Source organism: Salinimonas chungwhensis DSM 16280 (assembly GCF_000378185.1).
Lineage (GTDB): Bacteria > Pseudomonadota > Gammaproteobacteria > Enterobacterales > Alteromonadaceae > Alteromonas > Alteromonas chungwhensis.
In genome coordinates this window covers 128,932-145,076 of the sequence record NZ_KB899385.1, presented here as the reverse complement: position 1 = coordinate 145,076, position 16,145 = coordinate 128,932, and the positions used below count along the sequence as shown (strand labels likewise).

Genomic DNA, 16,145 nt, shown 5'->3' with positions numbered 1-16,145 from the left:
TTCTAAATTTATTCGTCAAACGTTTATTGAATGGTCAGCGAAAACAGTCCGCTACTCTTACTGGGCACAGCTTTACTACGAACAGCAGCGGAAGAAAGGGAACACTCATCAGCGAGCAGTGCGCTCCTTAGCCTTCAAGTGGATAAGGGTTTTGTACTGCTGTTGGAAAAGTAAAACACCATATGATGAAACGAAGTACCTCAAAGTATTAAAGGAGAGAAATTCGCCTTTACTTGGATAAAATTGGTTGACGAGTGGCTCAGGGCATTAAGCAGACGTTCAACGCCCCGCTTGAGGCGCAAATACGTGGGCTAAAGCCGAATCGAAGTGTCACAGCCCAATAGCGACTACAGCGGATTGTTAGGCGATGGCTCAAATGCTACACCATAAGTTATTGTGTTTTTGCCGCCGCAACTTTTGCAAACCCAAAATTTACCGAGACCGACTTCCCGTTGCCAAATTTTGATTAGTTGCTTACACGATCTATTGCCGCAGAGGATATTTTGACGATTCGCATGCCATACATAGTTGCCGTTTCCTTGAGGTTCTAGATTATAGCTAGCCTTACAGTTTTTACACTCGGCTTCTAAGTCTAAGTCATCATCGATCGTCGGAACCCTTTTTCTAATAGGTTTATCGCATTCGAAACAGTCTATATGACTAAATGTACTTAATGTACAATTGAAAAGTGGGGAAGCAAGAACGCTATCAATCATCGAATAAATTTCAGAGCATCGAACTCTCATCCTTTCAAAATCAGTAGCTTTATTTCGATGAAAGCTCCTAAGATTCATCATGTGAAGATAATTTCCCAACCGATCATAGTGTTCTTTTAGGATCTTCATGCTGAGAACTTTTTCCGATCCAATATGTTTCATCTCGTGAGAAGGTTTACCCGATGACTCTTCAATTCCCATAGCTAAAGATGAATCCTTATCAGTGGTTGGCTCTATCTCGATAAGAATGGTCATTATTTTTTTTGGCTGCCAAGTATCATATTCCTTTTCAGGGAATTCATCCTTAAATGATAACGCTCTATCGTATACTATCGCTTCCATCGCCATTCTCAATTCGAGAGCAGCATACCGAAGATTACTGTCATCAAATAAATCGATTTGCTTTTTAGCAGCTTGAAGATGTTTACGAGCAAGATTACGAAAGTTCATAATTCCTTTTGGCACCTAACGTTAAGTTAACCGGGGCACAGTGCGGAGCATGTTTTCGTGCGTCCGGCGGAGGTCGCTTGCGGACAAAATGTTGTTGAACGCCTTGTGATAAATCACCTTCCCCCCCTGTATACCACTTCGCCCTCATTGATTCCAAGGTCTATACGCATAGCGTTCAACATTAAATCAGACTTTTCTCTCATTTCTACCCATGTTGCCTTCTTACCTTCATAGAGCAGAGGTATAAAGAAATCGATCATGTCGTTGTATCTATCTAAGACGTCCTGACATGAAACTAGCGATATATATCCATAAGCCTTATTTCTATTTAAAGCGAAAGAATGCTCGACTTCTGCACTAATGGACTCTTGTTTTGACGTAGCAACAGCCTCTAGTTCCCTAAGAATTTCTGAAACGATATGAACCACATCTTTATAGATGGCCAACTTGTCAAAGTGACGATTCAACTCTTTTTGTTTAAAGGTGTCTATTTGGGCTTTCAAATCTTCTAGGACAGCTTCATTTTTGGCTTTTAATTTCTGAAGGCTTTCTTCATGCTTGGCTCGTTCATTTTGCAACATGCGCTTAGCCCATATACTACCTAACCAATGGGAAAATGCGCCTAGCAACAATGCACTCCCCCCCAGTGATGCGATAATTGCTGCTGTAATTTTGAATATTTCTTCTATGCTCATATTAATTTAGAACAGCTTATTACCGGGATTTCATAATAACATCCGTTTCCCATGACAGCCATATTCTGTATTTTCATAGGAAAGAATATGAAATGCCCGCTTCGCGTACTTCACTGCCCCACAGCGTCCGTGGCACCTTGGGACAAGAAGCGGACGTTCATTGGCCCACTAAGGGGCGATAAGACATGGGCTAAAATTAGGAACGAAGTAACACAGTCAATGTGTTAGCATCCCTGCGAGCGAAGCTAGCGCCATGAATGGTTTGTTAGGCGATTGAAGTATAGGTCTGACGAGATACTAACGACCCATCGTTATGGTTACAAATCATATATCCCCCCTCTACGTTGTAAGTGTTTTGAGTAATTTCTCTTGCTGAAAAGAAGTCATCAGGCAACGGTGTTGTAGCATACGGATTATGGTATATATGCAACCTATCTAGATGGGATTCTTCATGTTCATCAGAACTATATAGGTAAGTATCTGAGCCGCAAAAACGATTGCCATCATAGAATCTAATAGAGTACACATCGGAGCCACTTGGTAATTTTTTATGGGAAGCACCAAGCATTTCTAGCCCCTCTTTTGCCATAAACTCAACGACGCCCATTTGCCTATAGCGGGTAGCTCTAATTGTGTTCTTGATTCCAGCTTCTACCACTGCCTTACCAAAGGTACCAGTTGTAGAGAAAATAACCGCACTTACCTCCTTATAACTAGCATTCGTAAAAATCCCTAACTCGACTCGTTGCCTATTCTGATTAAGAATGTGATCAATTCTGTCCCCGTTACCGCTAGGTGGTGGAGGGTTAATGCCATACAAAACTCGATTTACAGCCATGTTGTTTTGTTGAAAGGATAACAGACCATCAAACGGAGCAATTGCCAAGACAAATGGATTCCCTTTGACATGTGGTAGAGAGCTATACGGAAACTTTTTATTACCGCTAACAAATAGTTCCAGCTTATCTTTAAGCTTTCCTGCTAGTTTTAAGGTGGACTGATCAAGGAATTCTTTTTGCTCCGTATCTGAAGAGCTCTGGAGAGATTCAGTCGAATAATACTCTTTGCTTTGGTGGTCTTTATTATTTGAAGTTACAGCCTCAACATTAACGACCCTGCCAGCCTTGTCAATTAAGTGGAAGTCAGGACTTTCTTTAGAATAATCAATCGTAAGCTGAAGGTCCCTAAACGCTTGGTTCAGATATAGTTCCCATAAAGTAGAGTTGAAAGACATTTGAAACTCTTGAACGAATTTCTTGAGTTCTCCTCTCCGGCCTGCCATTCCAGTAGCCCATTGATTAATGACTTTAATGGTTGGAGCGTAGGCACTCTCTGAGAGAATACTTTTAAAAAGAGGGTGGAGTCTTTTTTCTTTTACGCAAACTTTGAATAGATCCATTTCACACCATGCTAAAAATGAGTAGCCGCCTAACGCATCAATCAGCCGAAGCTTCAGAATTCGACTGCATTGATTTGTTATGTGATTCTTCTGGTTGAACTGGATCTATTGGTTGATATGGCGGCAAATATGTGACAGCCATAGGGATTGACTTTTCGCCATCTAATACTGCAACTAACCCCTGCCTCAGTTTATGCTGCTCATTTTCGATATCCCCATGTGCTATAGGACGGTAGCAATCCCTTTTTAATTGAACTTCATCAAACTCATATCCAAGATGTTGAGCCATGGAGTAAAGCAAAGAAGTAAATAGTTCATCGCTTTTATCTGCCCAAGCATCAATTCTATTTTCTGATGCTTGATTATTAAGGTGATCGTTATAAACCTTCCACGCATTAGTTATCTTTTTCTCACCACTTGATTGATGCCTCTTGCCTAATCGATTTTTACCATAAAACTCAATATCAATCATATTAAGTGCCGCAACGTGATCTTGCGCTAATCTTGTAGCGCGTGTTGACATCAGAGTATGAAAAATCCGAAGCTTTCTTTTTTTCGATTCCTTAATCGACTCAAGATATTTCTGAGCTTGAACTGCCAATATTGGTCCGGCAATAACGGCTAGTATCATTACTATGTCTCTCGTATCCATTTTTCTTCAAACTATCCTGATCAAATAACAGCTTATTAATGAGAATTCATAGTAACATTCGTTTCCGCTGAAAAACCATATTTTGTGTTTTCGTGGGAAAGGTCAGTCTGCTTCACGTACACAGCTGCCGTTCAAAGAAATAGATGCTATCTGCAGCTTTTGCCCGAGAAGATGATCAGATTTGGTTGAGAGCGATAATGAAAGGTGTAAGATAAAATTATGCATAATTCAGCTTAAACTCATTGGCGATGGTTGGTACATGACTATCTTTTTTTTACCACTGAAAGATGGTGTTCGGCTGGCTTTTGGCTTACTTCGGCATCGCCGAAAGTCCCCATGAAAGGCACGCCGGCTTGTGCCAGTATTGAGGCATTAATTTCACTTCCATTGGTGCAAAATGGCTGAGGAAGAAAATTATTATCATCAGACCACCAAATAGCAGAAACCGGATGCAATAAATCCATTACAACCCCACCATCCGGATAAGCAATAAATTCAAGCCACCAGCCAGCTGGTTCTTCAGGCCATTCGTAATCGTCGCTGATGACACCATGTAGCCTGGCCTTCACTTCTTCAAGTGGCAGACTATCTCTTTTTAATCTGTCCATAAGCACCTCACTTTATAGCTGAATCGGCCCGAACCGGAATTTATATGCGTGTTTGGTTTTTTCTGAGTCAGGTCCCATTTTTTTAGTCCTTTGACGATAAAATGCCGCAGGAAGGTTGAATAGATGATCAGAAAAGTTCCACCACACCCACAAAGCAAAACAAACCAGAAAGGGGCGCTACCATCCAGATAAAGCGTAGCTAATGACGCTGAAATGAAGGCGATACCCAAAACGATTGCGGTCCCACTACTATTAAACTTATCCATTTTGCCTGCCCGGGAGCATCACGTCAGCCAGGTCTTTAGAGATACTTTGTACCTGTTCGTCTGAAAGGCCGTTGTTTCGAAGAATCAAGCTTGCCTGCTGGTAAAGCAGTTGGCGCTGTTTGCTTTTTTCACCCATTTGATTTTCCTTCACATTCTGGTTTACCAAAGCCGTAGCCAAGCACCGTGCCGGCTAACAAGAATATAGCCATTTGGGCCTTTTCACCTTCCGGTGAGAACACCGCTAGCATAATCAGAGCGGCAGAGAGCAAGATGAGGGCAAATTTTAACGTATTCGGCGAGTCTATCCGTTTCTCTTTCATTGGCTTCCACAGCATAACGCGGAGAAATAGGCATATAACTATTAAGGGGGAAGACTTTGGAGGATATCTGAACTCATCATCCCCCCTGATAATCTACAGCAGCATTACAATCGATGTCTTTCGTCAGTGCCGAGGTGTTAGGTAATCCCACCGTACCCGGGGCCCTGGTCACTTGTTTGATACTGTCGATGCTATAATTTACCTGAAAACATGTCCCATCTTCGCGCTGGTAATATTCAGTGCCGGATTTTACTGTACTTTGTGTGCTGGTACCGGGCACTTCAGACACTTACGCAATTTCATTTACGTCTGAGGATAGCAATTGCGAACCAGCATGTGCTGCACCTGATAATCCCAACATTGCAATGAGTATCATTGTTTTCTTCATATCACGACCTTTTATATTTAAATTGTTAGCTTGTCTCATGCCCAACTGCCTCTTAAGGTAGACTTAAAAGTTTTGTTGGCAATACAGCAAGTAAGCCTATCGAATCGTGATGCTGAGTTGCCACAGAATAAGTTTGATAAATCGGGATTCTCGTACCTGTGCTAATGCAGAAACCTTAGTATTCATTTCACTAAAATTTGCTGGTGAACATTCAGGATATTATGAATAAATTTGTGATGTACGGGCTTGTAATTGTGGCTGCCGCGGTGGGAGCGACATGGTTTCTTTTCGGTGATGCTATAATTGAGCGTGGCGACCTGCTTTATACGCCCAACGAGCCGACTGCAGTGGCCAATGACTTTTGGATTACTGCACTTAATGAAAATGATAAAAGCGCTGGCAAGTATTTAAGCGGAGATAGCCAGAGCGAAACTCTGATACCGGGTTATAGTAAGCAAGACAGGGCCATATTGGGTAAGTCTGAGCAGAGTAATGGCACTTACTATATCAAGACAACATTAATGTTATTCAGAGATGGCCAAAGCGCGCAGGTTCCACTTTACACAGTGGTCGTGTCAGAGAATGGGCAGTTCAAGGTAGATTTGAATAGCACGTTGTCCTCAGCCCAGGACGCCGCGCTTAACAATGCGCTTAGCTATTATGCATCTGCAGCTAAACACGCTTATACACTCTTCCTGGACACCCAGCTAAGCGCAGACGAAAAAGTCTTATTACTTGATGCAAACCTCTCAAATTTAGAGAAACGCATGTGTGTTGTTCGTAGCGAGGTGATTCAAACAGTTTTGCCTAGCTACGCAGAGAATGCGAGCACGCCAGCCTACTGCGAGTAGCTCTCTTGATACTCTGTGTAAATAAACGAAGAAAAGAATACGCACTGAGATAGCAAGTATTCTTTTCTTAACTTAAGCGAAGTGTTTACTTATTAGGCGGGTTATTTCCCCTACCCTTGCCGGATGGCTCGCCCGTTTTACTTGGCGCATTTTCTAACTTCAGCATATTCAGATCCTGAAAGTATGGTGGATGCCTCACAATTCACAAGTGGTGATGCGACACTTATTCAAGTGTATCACCCCGAATAGAAACCCAATCAGTGCGGCACACCCTTGTTTGATAATTCTGCCCACCCGACCTGTTGCAAATGCACCATAAGTGCCTCTCTCCCCTCTTCAAACCAACCACATTGCGGGAAATGCAACACAAACCAAAACCGCCATTCATCTAAATCTTCCTTTGTAATTGTCACAGGCTCCCCCCGAAGGTGGGGCTCAATAATTTTTGGATAAAATGTTATTGCTCTGCTTTTTAGTCGTTTCATGGTTGGCTTGTGTGGTTTACGCTGAATTGCAGCTACGGCCAAGGCTTCTTTTAACAAAAAGCGAATGTTCATACCTGATTTATAGAGTGATGATTCAACAGCTTTCACATATTGCTCAAGCGCGGCATCAATTTTACCGCTAAGTATCAGAATTCGGCCCTGCAACCATTCTTCGTGATAGCGCAGCTCAGAGCTTAAATTGTGCTCTTCGGTAGAGTCTTTCAATGCCGCTAAGCGTGTCGAATACTCAGTAAGGCTGCCATGCGGTTTGATTGTGGAACGTTTTAACAGCTGATGTATCTCATGACCTTCAGCAGATAGACTGCGAAGGTTAGCAGACCTAATTTCATTGATATAAAAATTATAAAATGTCTTTCCAAAGTCAAACTGGGGGTGTCCGCTATGTTCCAATCTCCATACCACAGCGTCATTTAAACGGTCTACAAACTCATAATTGGTTTTTCTGTGGAATGAATCGATATATCTTGCGAGGAATAAAGTTTCCCTATCATCATTGGATGCAGCAGGATGTGATAGTGATGCCCACTGACCCAGCAAGGTCAAATTGCCTATATTCGGAAGCTCATCACCACTGCGCCATTTTCTGACTGTTCTGTCCGTATCTTTAAAGTACCGCTTTAAATCATGTTCAGGCAACGTATGATTATCGTTGTAAAATTCAATTACCGCTTTAACTGGGTTTCTTGCGCAATAAAAATCTGGCACATCGCGTGTCTGCATTTGTGTAGTACCAACCTCGCAAATAATACTCGCAAGTGTTTCGACAACCAGGTGTTTATTTAGCATATAGACCACCTTGTCTTGTGCTACTCCTTCCATTGGCACGCGTTTCATGATTTCATTGTAGTTGCTTAAGCCTAAAGAAATGCAGCTACAGAAAAAATGCGCGAAACTTTCTGTGACTACCTTGGAGATTGGCTCATAAAATAAGTGCCGAATTGACTTATCAATGAGGGCCGGATCTAAAGACTTTCTGGAGTCAAAGTCTTCTTCCTTACGAAATCGACTTGCTCCATTGACGGCCATTGACTTAGTGTCGGCAATATCAGCCAGGCGATTTAATACATATCCAATGTTTGGGTAAGACTCATTGATAGTCACCATTTTATAAACCTCCAACGTCCTTTGTTGAAAAGAGGGGCTTTGCCCCTCACCATTAATTGCTGTTTTTGGCGGCGCTGCTGGTTGCTCGTGCCGCGAAGCTGCCTTTCGGCACATTCCCACCATTGGCTTTTGCCGTCGCACTTTGAATGCGTTGCGCCGCTTGTGGTGTCATTGGTGTTGTTGTTTTTTTACTTACTTTTGAAGTCAAAGTATTCTCCTCGTTATTTGCAAATGAACTTCATGTGCAATCATCGGGCAGTTCCGGAATATTAGACAGGAATCAAGTGGCGCAATTTTTTATGCTCTAAAAAACCAGCGTTTTGCTTATTCAAATTACGCGAGAAGTAAACGCCCAAATACAGGTAATTGTGTCTGTTTGATAATCTGATTGAACTCAGATTGGGTTGGTGAGCTGATGACGATATTGATTATAGATTTTTCTTCGCCGGCGTTAACCGATACCACAGGCAGTGCACACTTATCCAGAAGCTTGAGCACAGCGTTTAGCTGTGACTTATTCGCCACCAGCACTTCCAAAGAATGACAATCTAACTCAGCTTTTGCTATTTGCCTGACACTAACCACCCCCACTTGATGGGCCCGGCGCACCTCATCACCTTCGAATGTTTTTTCACCTTCATGCTGAAAGTAAAAAACACCGCCCTGAGCGTGCCATTTCTGCCCAAAGGACGCTAACCACGCATCATCAGCCTTTCCTTCATGTTGTTGTATGAATGACTGACGTTCCTGATATTGTAGGAGCCACTGCTTAAGCGCCAGCGCAAAGCCTTTTTTCTTCACCCCCAATTCACTAAAGAAAGTGGCGCATTCCTGAGACATCGACTTACGATTAGCGGCCAGCCGCTTCCTGACGTCTGCAGTAGGCTGTGACGAGCCATTCACCAAACCACTTAAGTACGCGTTATCAATGACTTCAAATATCTCAACGATAGGGGCCTGGGTTCTTTTCACTTTTGCACCAATAATTGTTTATAAATACATGCCAACGATATATTGACCGTTCATCGTGTCATGGCGGTTATAGCGAAGCTGGCCCGTACTGTCTTTGTTATCGACTGCATCGCCGTCAAGCTGTTGCTCAAGTCTCTTCACCACGCTCTTTCGCACTGGACCGAAGAATATCGCTATGTTCTCGCTGCCTTCTATTGCTTCTATGCCTAAAAGAGGATAACCGCCAACAACATAGCTCATGCCGGCGTCATGTTTGTGAACATGCATCATCGATTCCAGATTTTCTAACGAGGGGGTGCTTGAAGCATATTCCTGTGCCATTTCATTTCTAACCGCCATTTCGTCCAATATCAACAGGTCTGTGACTGTATAGCCGTCTTTGACCACAGCTTGCTCTAAAGCTTTATAAAAATGCGGTACAGACCCAAAAGATTGATGCAGTCGGGAAAATTTTTGAGTTATTGCTTTGCCCGTAGATATCATTGTATTACTGGCATACTTTTCACTTTGCTTGCCCATCAACACTAAAGCGCTCGACAGTGAAACGAATATAATCATAAAAGGGGTAATGCGTTTGATTCGACTCATGCTACTTGCCTTGTACAAAATGGACTTAATCATTTAATAGTGACTTTACTAACTGGTATGACTCTTCAAAAAAGTCATTTCTTGAGTTGGAGGTATCCATGCACACACTCATCACCTGGTCATAGACCTTCTCCATAAGCGGAAGCATCGTTTCTTTTCTGGCACGATAGAGTGGATCATCCCATTTCCCCATCACTTCAACCGCGATGTGTTGTTTATCTTTTTGGATGACAAAATCGACGAGGACAGGTTTGCCATCGACCTGAACCGGTATAAGCGGTTTTAAGATACGCCCTCCCCCTTCCATTTCAATAATCACCCGGGTGGCTACTCTGGCGAAGGTGCGTTCAAGATCGCTATCCACCAGCATGAAACCATGTGTATTGACGATAGGAGAGATAAAGCACCGGGTTACACCATATATCATTGCATCATTGGTTGACCGGTCGGCGATAATCATTGCCACCATCAACGGTCCTTTGGCCAAAGAAAATGCACCATTGAGACGTGTCACTTTGGCATCTGCAGGCAAGGTCACTTCCCAATCATCTTTAACCTTGACGGTCGTTTCACCATTTTCGATTTTAACTGACTCGACCTGGGCGATTACCAGCGACTGAGGTTTGTTCTTACCTACCCACAATCGCTCGTTTGACTGCATTTTTTCAATGGCCTTTTTTATACTGCCGAACCCAAAATACATGTATTCGAGCAAAGACTTGCCCCCAATACTGTATTTCTTCGCGGCCGCCCGAATTTTCCTGGACTGGGTATCAAACGTGGGGGCTTCAAGGTAGGAAATAGTATTGGTGCCGGCATCGGTCAACAGTGACGCCATGAGCGAATAGAGCTTATCTGCGCGGCCTATGACCTGCCCTGTTGGGTTTTCAACGACCGATTGCTTAGCATTCCCCTCTTCTGCTGCATAAGCACTGAACGAAAAGCGCGTGCCTACCTTTTCAGGTAGGTGTCCTTCACCGGCCCCACCCTGTTCCAGACGGTATAGCGGACAGGAATTCTTATGGTTTGCGCGTCCGGACATAGTGGCAAGAAAGTAAGTATTGGTTTCAGTAAAACGTTTGATTGTCGTGGGGGTGCAACAGTCACAATAGATCCATCTACCATATACAGAAGCAAGTAATTGCTGAGAAGCCTGGTCACTGCCAAGCAGAGTCTTTGCCTCATGGTCACTTAGCGTTCTACATACGCGTATCTCATCGCCTTCAAGGTACTTCTCAACAATCTTCATCTCACATCTTCCTTTATCGTTCCTTGATAACTGTCACGACCTTTTCTTTTTCATCAAAGCAGGTGTAAACCGGATAATCAGACGCCAGGCTCATGATTGCACCAGTGACATTTTCCTCCTCAAGAACCTTAATATCTTTAACAAAGTAGTCAGGCCCATCAAAGTATAGAGCTTCCCATCGATTTTCTTTCACGATCCTACTGAGGTTATCTTCCAATGAACCACGTCTTATAAATGTTGATACCGCTTCATCAGAGTTAGCCTCTCCTACCAAGCTAAACAACGCTTCATCATTAGTTTTCACCAGTTCGTATTCAGCTTCAGTGAGCTTTACATTGGGAAACTGGCCTCGAACAAATTTAGCTTCCTCTGATTTTGTAATGGCCGCTATTTCTTCTTGCGTCATCACAACAGTTCCATCGGCGTCGGGGGTGTATTTTTTGTTTCCCAACTCAATCTCGTTAGTACTTGCACAGCCAGATAGCGCGAACAGGCAACCGATTGTGAGGGATAAGAGCGAAAGACTTTTTGGCATTTTCCGATTTCTCGCAGTTAATTAATTGCCCTGTGTTATACCCTGCAGGCATAGTGTCTTCATCCAGAAATCCGATTAATTGTGATTATTATGTTCAGTTCGTCCCTATTAGCAGTAATTGCTTTGCAATCTGTCAGTGCAGGAAGCTTTTCTAGTGAAGTAAAACAAGCTCAGGACAGGGTCGCACAGGCCCAGCAAGAGATAGTGCGAGCAGCAGAGCATTCAAAAGAGATTAAAAGTAGAACCCAGGGACTTATTGGTCGGTATAGGAATGACGAGGCCCCTGAAAGAGAAAGCTCGGTTGAGTATCAACTGAAACCGGCCTATCACAACTGGCCTAAACCGAAAAAATATCGTACTTACCGGGATTATGATATTCACCTCGATTTCAGCGACGAAGCACATGTTTCAAAGCTAAAAAACCAGATTGATAATTGGATAAAAAGTGGATACTACATTATTCGTAGTGAGATTACAGATATTGAGGGTAGCGGTATTAAAGGATCGATTGAGAAGCTACGTTTAGTTAAATGACGAGAATAGAACCATTTAAAATGTAAAAAAAGCAAGGGGCGACTAGAACCCCTTGCTGGTTTCACTATACTTTATTCTGCTTTTGCCTTTTTAATTCTTGATCATATCGAGGCTTCATCACCTTATATAGTTTTCCTGTAGCAGTCGAATTAACGATTTTCTCTATATCCCTACCATGCTTGGGCGCTTCTTCTAACATTCTTTCAAATCTAAGCACGTATTGTTCAAGCATCAGACCGTCCGGACCATCAGCGTACTTGAAGAGCTTGTCCAATTTTTCTGGGTCTTCTGAAATAGCGAGATATCTTTTCAAGTAGTTTATGAATACATTGCCAGCGCCACGAGAATATTCATCAAGCAACTTAAAATATTCTTTTTCTGCATCCTGTTCTTCATTTTCCTGTAAACGGATATCAACAAGAAGAGCTTTAACAGTATCTAAGGCTAAACTTTGCAAGTTCTTCTCTTCTAATTCAAATCGGCGAAGAAAATCAGCTCTAGCATTGGATCTATTATTTGCTTCAAACTCTTCTTTATTTGCTTCCATCTGTACTCTTGCTGCTTGCAACGAAGTATGCTGAACACGCAAGGTCGCAATTACAAGCAATAACGATAGAAATGCCAAGATTGGCCCGACAACCCCACCAAAATAGCTACCAAAAGCTCCCCAATCCGCGGGCGAGTCTGAAAGTTTAAAGCCATAGAAATTTAAAAGGTATACTAGCCCTGCTCCAATTATCGCGACACTGCCCACTTGGACAGGCCAGCTAAAACCAAGATTTTTATCATTTTGAACATTGTTATTTTTCATAGCAAATACTCCTCTTTAATTGTTTAGCTATAAATTTACTTTAATTTTATTTTTTATTGAAATTTATAATATAGATATTTTGCGTAGTCGCTTAAAAGAACATCTAAACTTTACATTTTTATCTAATTATATTAATTAAAATCGACCTAATAAATTTATAGAATATAATTTTGAGAATTGCAACAACTATTTAATCAATCTTTTAAATTAACAATATAACAAAGAAAAGAATTTTTAATTTCCTGAGAATCTCATTTAGACCTTAAAACTGTCGCTGCCCTGTGCCTATCGAAAATCATTTTTAAATCCCAATCATTTAAATTCAATGAGTATTGCTTTATTCCGAAGTTATATAAATATTTTGTAAGGGTGCGTGGCTCTCTAAAACGCTTTATTTGACCATTACCCTTATTTGTAACGAAGTGTCGAAACTGACCCTGTATCACGATAACTAATAAATCACCATTTGCGTCACCAATTACCTCAACTTCAGCCATTCGTGAATGAATGCGAGGCATTACATCGCGTAGGTTCACTCTCTCACCCCCACAAATTTTGAATCTTCAATAGAATAGAAACCACCAAGTACGTATAAGTAGTGGCGGTCTCTTACCCGAATGATATCTAAATGCGCTGTGGATCGCTCTGAGGGAACATTGACATCTATATTGCTTGCGCCATTCAAGAACCATTGATGATTGATGGAAGTAGATAGTCGAACTGCTTCTACTGCAGAATCACATGTGATTATTGCTACGTGGGTATACCAGTTATTACAAAGTAGGTCTTTCGCCGCGTTGCCAATCTCTTTCCATGACTCTTTCAATAAACGAGGATCATTTTCTCTGGCGGCCCTACGTATATCTCGCTTGTTTATAAGACGCCTAAAGGAACTAGATATCTGCTGATATTTATCTACAAGATGTTCAGGCACCTGGGTTTTTGTATCTTTAGACAGACGAAGTAACACTTCATATTTCAAATGGTAAATATCATAGGCTTCTGACATCTTTTGACCCGATGTTAAGTTTTCGCCAAATTATTATGAAAAATAATGATGCTTTGAACCTAATAATGTTGATAAATCGGGTTTCATATTTATAGCTGACCGCTACTGCTGCACTCTCTGTCCATTCAAGACAAAATCTACCTCTTATGGACTTTTCAGACGAACAACTCGAATTTATCGGTGCTCCTTTTGATAAAAATACGCTTGTTATAGCTCCCCCTGGCTCAGGAAAGTCAATGACCACCCGTGCACGTGTTGCCTACATGATTATGAGTGGCGTTCCTGCAGAGAGCATACTGGTCACTATGTTTAATAAGCCTGCGGCAAAAGAATTTCGCCAAGATTATAATAAGCTTAATGTAGAAGGCACCCCTACCATCCGGCACTATCATTCTTTGGGTTATAAGCTTTGTGAAGGCTTTATGAAGAAAGGCATTCTGCCAACATGGAAGTTAGAAGTTCGTGAATTCATATGGCAAAAATTAGCGGTGGATGCTTTACGAAAAGCAATTGCCGAATTTGGTTCCACTGACATAGATATTTACGATAGCTCTGTTATCGATTCCTTCACAAGCTTCCTGGACTACTGCAAAAGTGACACTCAACCCAGCTCAGTGATGTTTGAGCGCCTTGGGCTGTCATCACATTTAGCGCCATTTAAGTTGGGTTTTGATATTTTCGAACAGACCAGAGCACATAACCAGATGCGCTCTTTTAACGACTTACTTTACGATGTTGTAAGGCTCATCAAACAGGACTCCCGTTGCAGTAACCTGATTGCTAACAGGCTAGACCAAATCATTATCGATGAGTATCAGGACATCAACCCTATTGTTCAGGACTTGTTTACTATCATGGCTGGCGAACGAGCAAAAACCACCGGCATTGGGGATGATGATCAAACAATCTTTGAGTGGCGGGGGAGCAATCCTCTCGTGATGAGTGAACATTGGGACCACAAATATCCTGACTCACAAAAGTTTACGTTAAAGACCACTTTCCGCTATGGCCACTCACTAGCAATGGCTGCAAATAACTGTATTTTTAATAACTCTAAACGGGCGATGAAAATGTGTTTGTCAGCACCATCTACCCCGAAGACTGAAATCAACATCGGTTATTATGCTCCCCCTTCTTTTGGTGCCGAACCTTATACCGATACAAAGCAGGTTGCATTAGTAGATTCAATTAGGATGTTTATCAGCGAGGGAAACGCCTATTCTGATATCGCGATTCTACCGAGGCTATATCACGTAAGCCCTTTTATTGAATTGGCACTCTTTAGGGCCGGGATCCCCTACCAACTTTCTTCTGGCAAATCGATTTCTACACTGCCTGCATTTTTAGCATTCGAAGCACTGGCTAACTTCTGCAGAGGTGGAAGTGGAATCGATGCCGCGGGTCTATTTGCTAAAGTACTGATGACACCAAACCCTGGGGTCAAAGCTAATATGGCCACGGCTTTTTTTGATGTATTCAGCAATGTGCAAACCGCCACTCCGGATGATGTCAAAGCTGTTATTCCAAACTCAAAACCATTCATTCACAAGCGCATCTCCAAAAAAATCAACGCAATAAAAGAGTCTATCGATAAAGCTTCTCCGGCTGAGGCCTTTCATGTCTATATCAACGATTACTTGATTGAAGAGCTTGAAAAGTCGCTGTCACAGAAACAATCTCGGTCAACCTCTCATACTATGGCCCTAGCTCATGGTTTTTTTGAATTGGCGCGACAGGCCCCGACTTTTGATGATTTGCTTACCTCACTTGAATTATTGAAGGGCGAAAACAACACATCAGATAATGCGGTTCGAATTATGTCTCAGCATATGGCTAAAGGAATTACTGTTGGCATGGCAGTAATTCCCGCATGCTGTGAAACAATAAGTCCTGCAACTGTCTCTGGGAAAACCACAGATATTCAAGCTGATCGGCGCTTATTTTATGTGGCCATAACAAGACCTACCAAAAAGCTACTTCTGTTATTACCAAAAGATAAGGCATATCAAAAGGCTTACGAACAAGAGTCAAGTCAGCCTCCTGATGGCAGCTTAGAAGAACCAGGTAGTACTTCTCGCTTCGTGTATGAGATGAATATTAAAGGGGCTCTGCGTGTGGCAAAAGAAATCCACCCAGATGCGGCCGGCCATCTGCCCACAACAAGTTCAGCTAAAAACTTCAATCAATATCTATCAAGCTTAAACCTATTTTTAAGACTCAAACACGATGCATGAAACTGAGCAAAGAAAAATCCCTAAATATGTTTCACCTGATTCTTCCATGGGTCTATACCTCATTACACGAAAACCTCGGTATTTGTGGAGCTTCATATTCGCACTGATAACTTTTTTATGCCTCTTATTTGGTGGCCTGCATTTTTTGATGGATGACGGTGATATGTCAGCTCAAGAAACTACGCAGTTGATGCTCAAATTTGTCATTGCTGGTTCAGGAACCATGAGTTTATCGAGGCTCTTTTACGGTGACATAAG

The 16,145-nt window shown here is 42.1% G+C and carries 20 protein-coding genes and 1 pseudogene; 4 read left to right on the top strand and 17 right to left on the bottom strand.

The features are described 5' to 3' along the window. Positions 1–241: pseudogene (locus F458_RS20520) on the top strand (IS110 family transposase); the annotation flags it as partial. 106 nt (positions 242–347) lie between these two features. On the opposite strand, the gene F458_RS0114365 reads toward F458_RS20520, so the two are convergent. The 9 genes from F458_RS0114365 to F458_RS20740 form a co-directional block, all read right to left on the bottom strand. Continuing rightward, positions 348–1,166, bottom strand: coding sequence for a hypothetical protein (locus F458_RS0114365; protein ID WP_018984126.1), 819 nt, complete (start codon positions 1,164–1,166; stop codon positions 348–350). Positions 1,167–1,279: 113 nt separating this feature from the next. Then, on the bottom strand, positions 1,280–1,861 hold the full coding sequence (locus F458_RS0114360; RefSeq protein ID WP_018984125.1) for a hypothetical protein: 582 nt from the start codon (positions 1,859–1,861) through the stop codon (positions 1,280–1,282). A gap of 265 nt (positions 1,862–2,126) precedes the next feature. Next, entirely contained in the window at positions 2,127–3,260 is a 1,134-nt protein-coding gene (locus tag F458_RS0114355; protein WP_018984124.1) for a hypothetical protein, read from the bottom strand. 37 nt (positions 3,261–3,297) lie between these two features. Next, on the bottom strand, positions 3,298–3,912 hold the full coding sequence (locus F458_RS19660; RefSeq protein ID WP_018984123.1) for a DUF6680 family protein: 615 nt from the start codon (positions 3,910–3,912) through the stop codon (positions 3,298–3,300). Between the two features lie 263 nt (positions 3,913–4,175). Then, the gene (locus F458_RS0114345) at positions 4,176–4,520 is read right to left on the bottom strand and encodes a hypothetical protein (protein ID WP_018984122.1); all 345 of its coding nucleotides are present in this window, start codon (positions 4,518–4,520) and stop codon (positions 4,176–4,178) included. Between the two features lie 258 nt (positions 4,521–4,778). Further along, on the bottom strand, positions 4,779–4,922 hold the full coding sequence (locus F458_RS20745) for a hypothetical protein (RefSeq protein ID WP_018984120.1): 144 nt from the start codon (positions 4,920–4,922) through the stop codon (positions 4,779–4,781). Continuing rightward, positions 4,915–5,106, bottom strand: coding sequence for a hypothetical protein (locus F458_RS0114330; RefSeq protein WP_018984119.1), 192 nt, complete (start codon positions 5,104–5,106; stop codon positions 4,915–4,917). Before F458_RS0114330 ends, F458_RS20745 begins: the two co-directional genes overlap by 8 nt. Positions 5,107–5,182: 76 nt before the next feature. Continuing rightward, positions 5,183–5,395, bottom strand: coding sequence for a hypothetical protein (locus F458_RS0114325; RefSeq protein WP_018984118.1), 213 nt, complete (start codon positions 5,393–5,395; stop codon positions 5,183–5,185). Beyond that, complete coding sequence (locus F458_RS20740) at positions 5,396–5,533, bottom strand: hypothetical protein (protein ID WP_018984117.1); 138 nt, start codon at positions 5,531–5,533, stop codon at positions 5,396–5,398. 182 nt (positions 5,534–5,715) lie between these two features. Between F458_RS20740 and F458_RS0114315 the strand changes: the two genes are divergently transcribed. Further along, the gene (locus tag F458_RS0114315) at positions 5,716–6,345 is read left to right on the top strand and encodes a hypothetical protein (RefSeq protein WP_018984116.1); all 630 of its coding nucleotides are present in this window, start codon (positions 5,716–5,718) and stop codon (positions 6,343–6,345) included. 257 nt (positions 6,346–6,602) lie between these two features. Here the strand turns inward: F458_RS0114315 and F458_RS0114310 are convergent, their stop codons facing one another. The 6 genes from F458_RS0114310 to F458_RS0114285 form a co-directional block, all read right to left on the bottom strand. Then, a complete protein-coding gene (locus F458_RS0114310; RefSeq protein ID WP_018984115.1) occupies positions 6,603–7,955 on the bottom strand; it encodes a hypothetical protein in 1,353 nt (450 codons plus the stop codon). Between the two features lie 52 nt (positions 7,956–8,007). Then, positions 8,008–8,163 (bottom strand): hypothetical protein, encoded by a 156-nt coding sequence (locus F458_RS20515; protein ID WP_018984114.1) that lies wholly within the window; start codon positions 8,161–8,163, stop codon positions 8,008–8,010. Between the two features lie 125 nt (positions 8,164–8,288). Next, positions 8,289–8,927, bottom strand: coding sequence for a hypothetical protein (locus tag F458_RS0114300; RefSeq protein WP_018984113.1), 639 nt, complete (start codon positions 8,925–8,927; stop codon positions 8,289–8,291). Between the two features lie 18 nt (positions 8,928–8,945). Beyond that, positions 8,946–9,515: a hypothetical protein gene (locus tag F458_RS0114295; protein WP_018984112.1), complete on the bottom strand. Its 570-nt coding sequence runs from the start codon at positions 9,513–9,515 to the stop codon at positions 8,946–8,948. Between the two features lie 25 nt (positions 9,516–9,540). Next, positions 9,541–10,764, bottom strand: a complete 1,224-nt coding sequence (locus tag F458_RS0114290) for a hypothetical protein (RefSeq protein WP_018984111.1) — start codon at positions 10,762–10,764, stop codon at positions 9,541–9,543. Positions 10,765–10,777: 13 nt separating this feature from the next. Beyond that, on the bottom strand, positions 10,778–11,299 hold the full coding sequence (locus tag F458_RS0114285) for a hypothetical protein (RefSeq protein ID WP_026294690.1): 522 nt from the start codon (positions 11,297–11,299) through the stop codon (positions 10,778–10,780). 123 nt (positions 11,300–11,422) lie between these two features. Here F458_RS0114285 and F458_RS0114280 point away from each other — a divergent pair, with 123 nt between their 5' ends. Beyond that, positions 11,423–11,833: a hypothetical protein gene (locus F458_RS0114280; protein ID WP_156824260.1), complete on the top strand. Its 411-nt coding sequence runs from the start codon at positions 11,423–11,425 to the stop codon at positions 11,831–11,833. A gap of 64 nt (positions 11,834–11,897) precedes the next feature. On the opposite strand, the gene F458_RS0114275 is transcribed toward F458_RS0114280, so the two are convergent. Together F458_RS0114275 and F458_RS0114265 are read right to left on the bottom strand one after the other, a co-directional pair. Continuing rightward, positions 11,898–12,644, bottom strand: a complete 747-nt coding sequence (locus tag F458_RS0114275) for a hypothetical protein (protein ID WP_018984108.1) — start codon at positions 12,642–12,644, stop codon at positions 11,898–11,900. Positions 12,645–13,176: 532 nt separating this feature from the next. Beyond that, positions 13,177–13,653: a hypothetical protein gene (locus tag F458_RS0114265; RefSeq protein WP_018984106.1), complete on the bottom strand. Its 477-nt coding sequence runs from the start codon at positions 13,651–13,653 to the stop codon at positions 13,177–13,179. A gap of 146 nt (positions 13,654–13,799) precedes the next feature. On the opposite strand from F458_RS0114265, the gene F458_RS0114260 reads away from it, so the two are divergent. After that, the gene (locus F458_RS0114260; protein WP_083928640.1) at positions 13,800–15,887 is read left to right on the top strand and encodes a UvrD-helicase domain-containing protein; all 2,088 of its coding nucleotides are present in this window, start codon (positions 13,800–13,802) and stop codon (positions 15,885–15,887) included. Positions 15,888–16,145 lie beyond the last annotated feature (258 nt).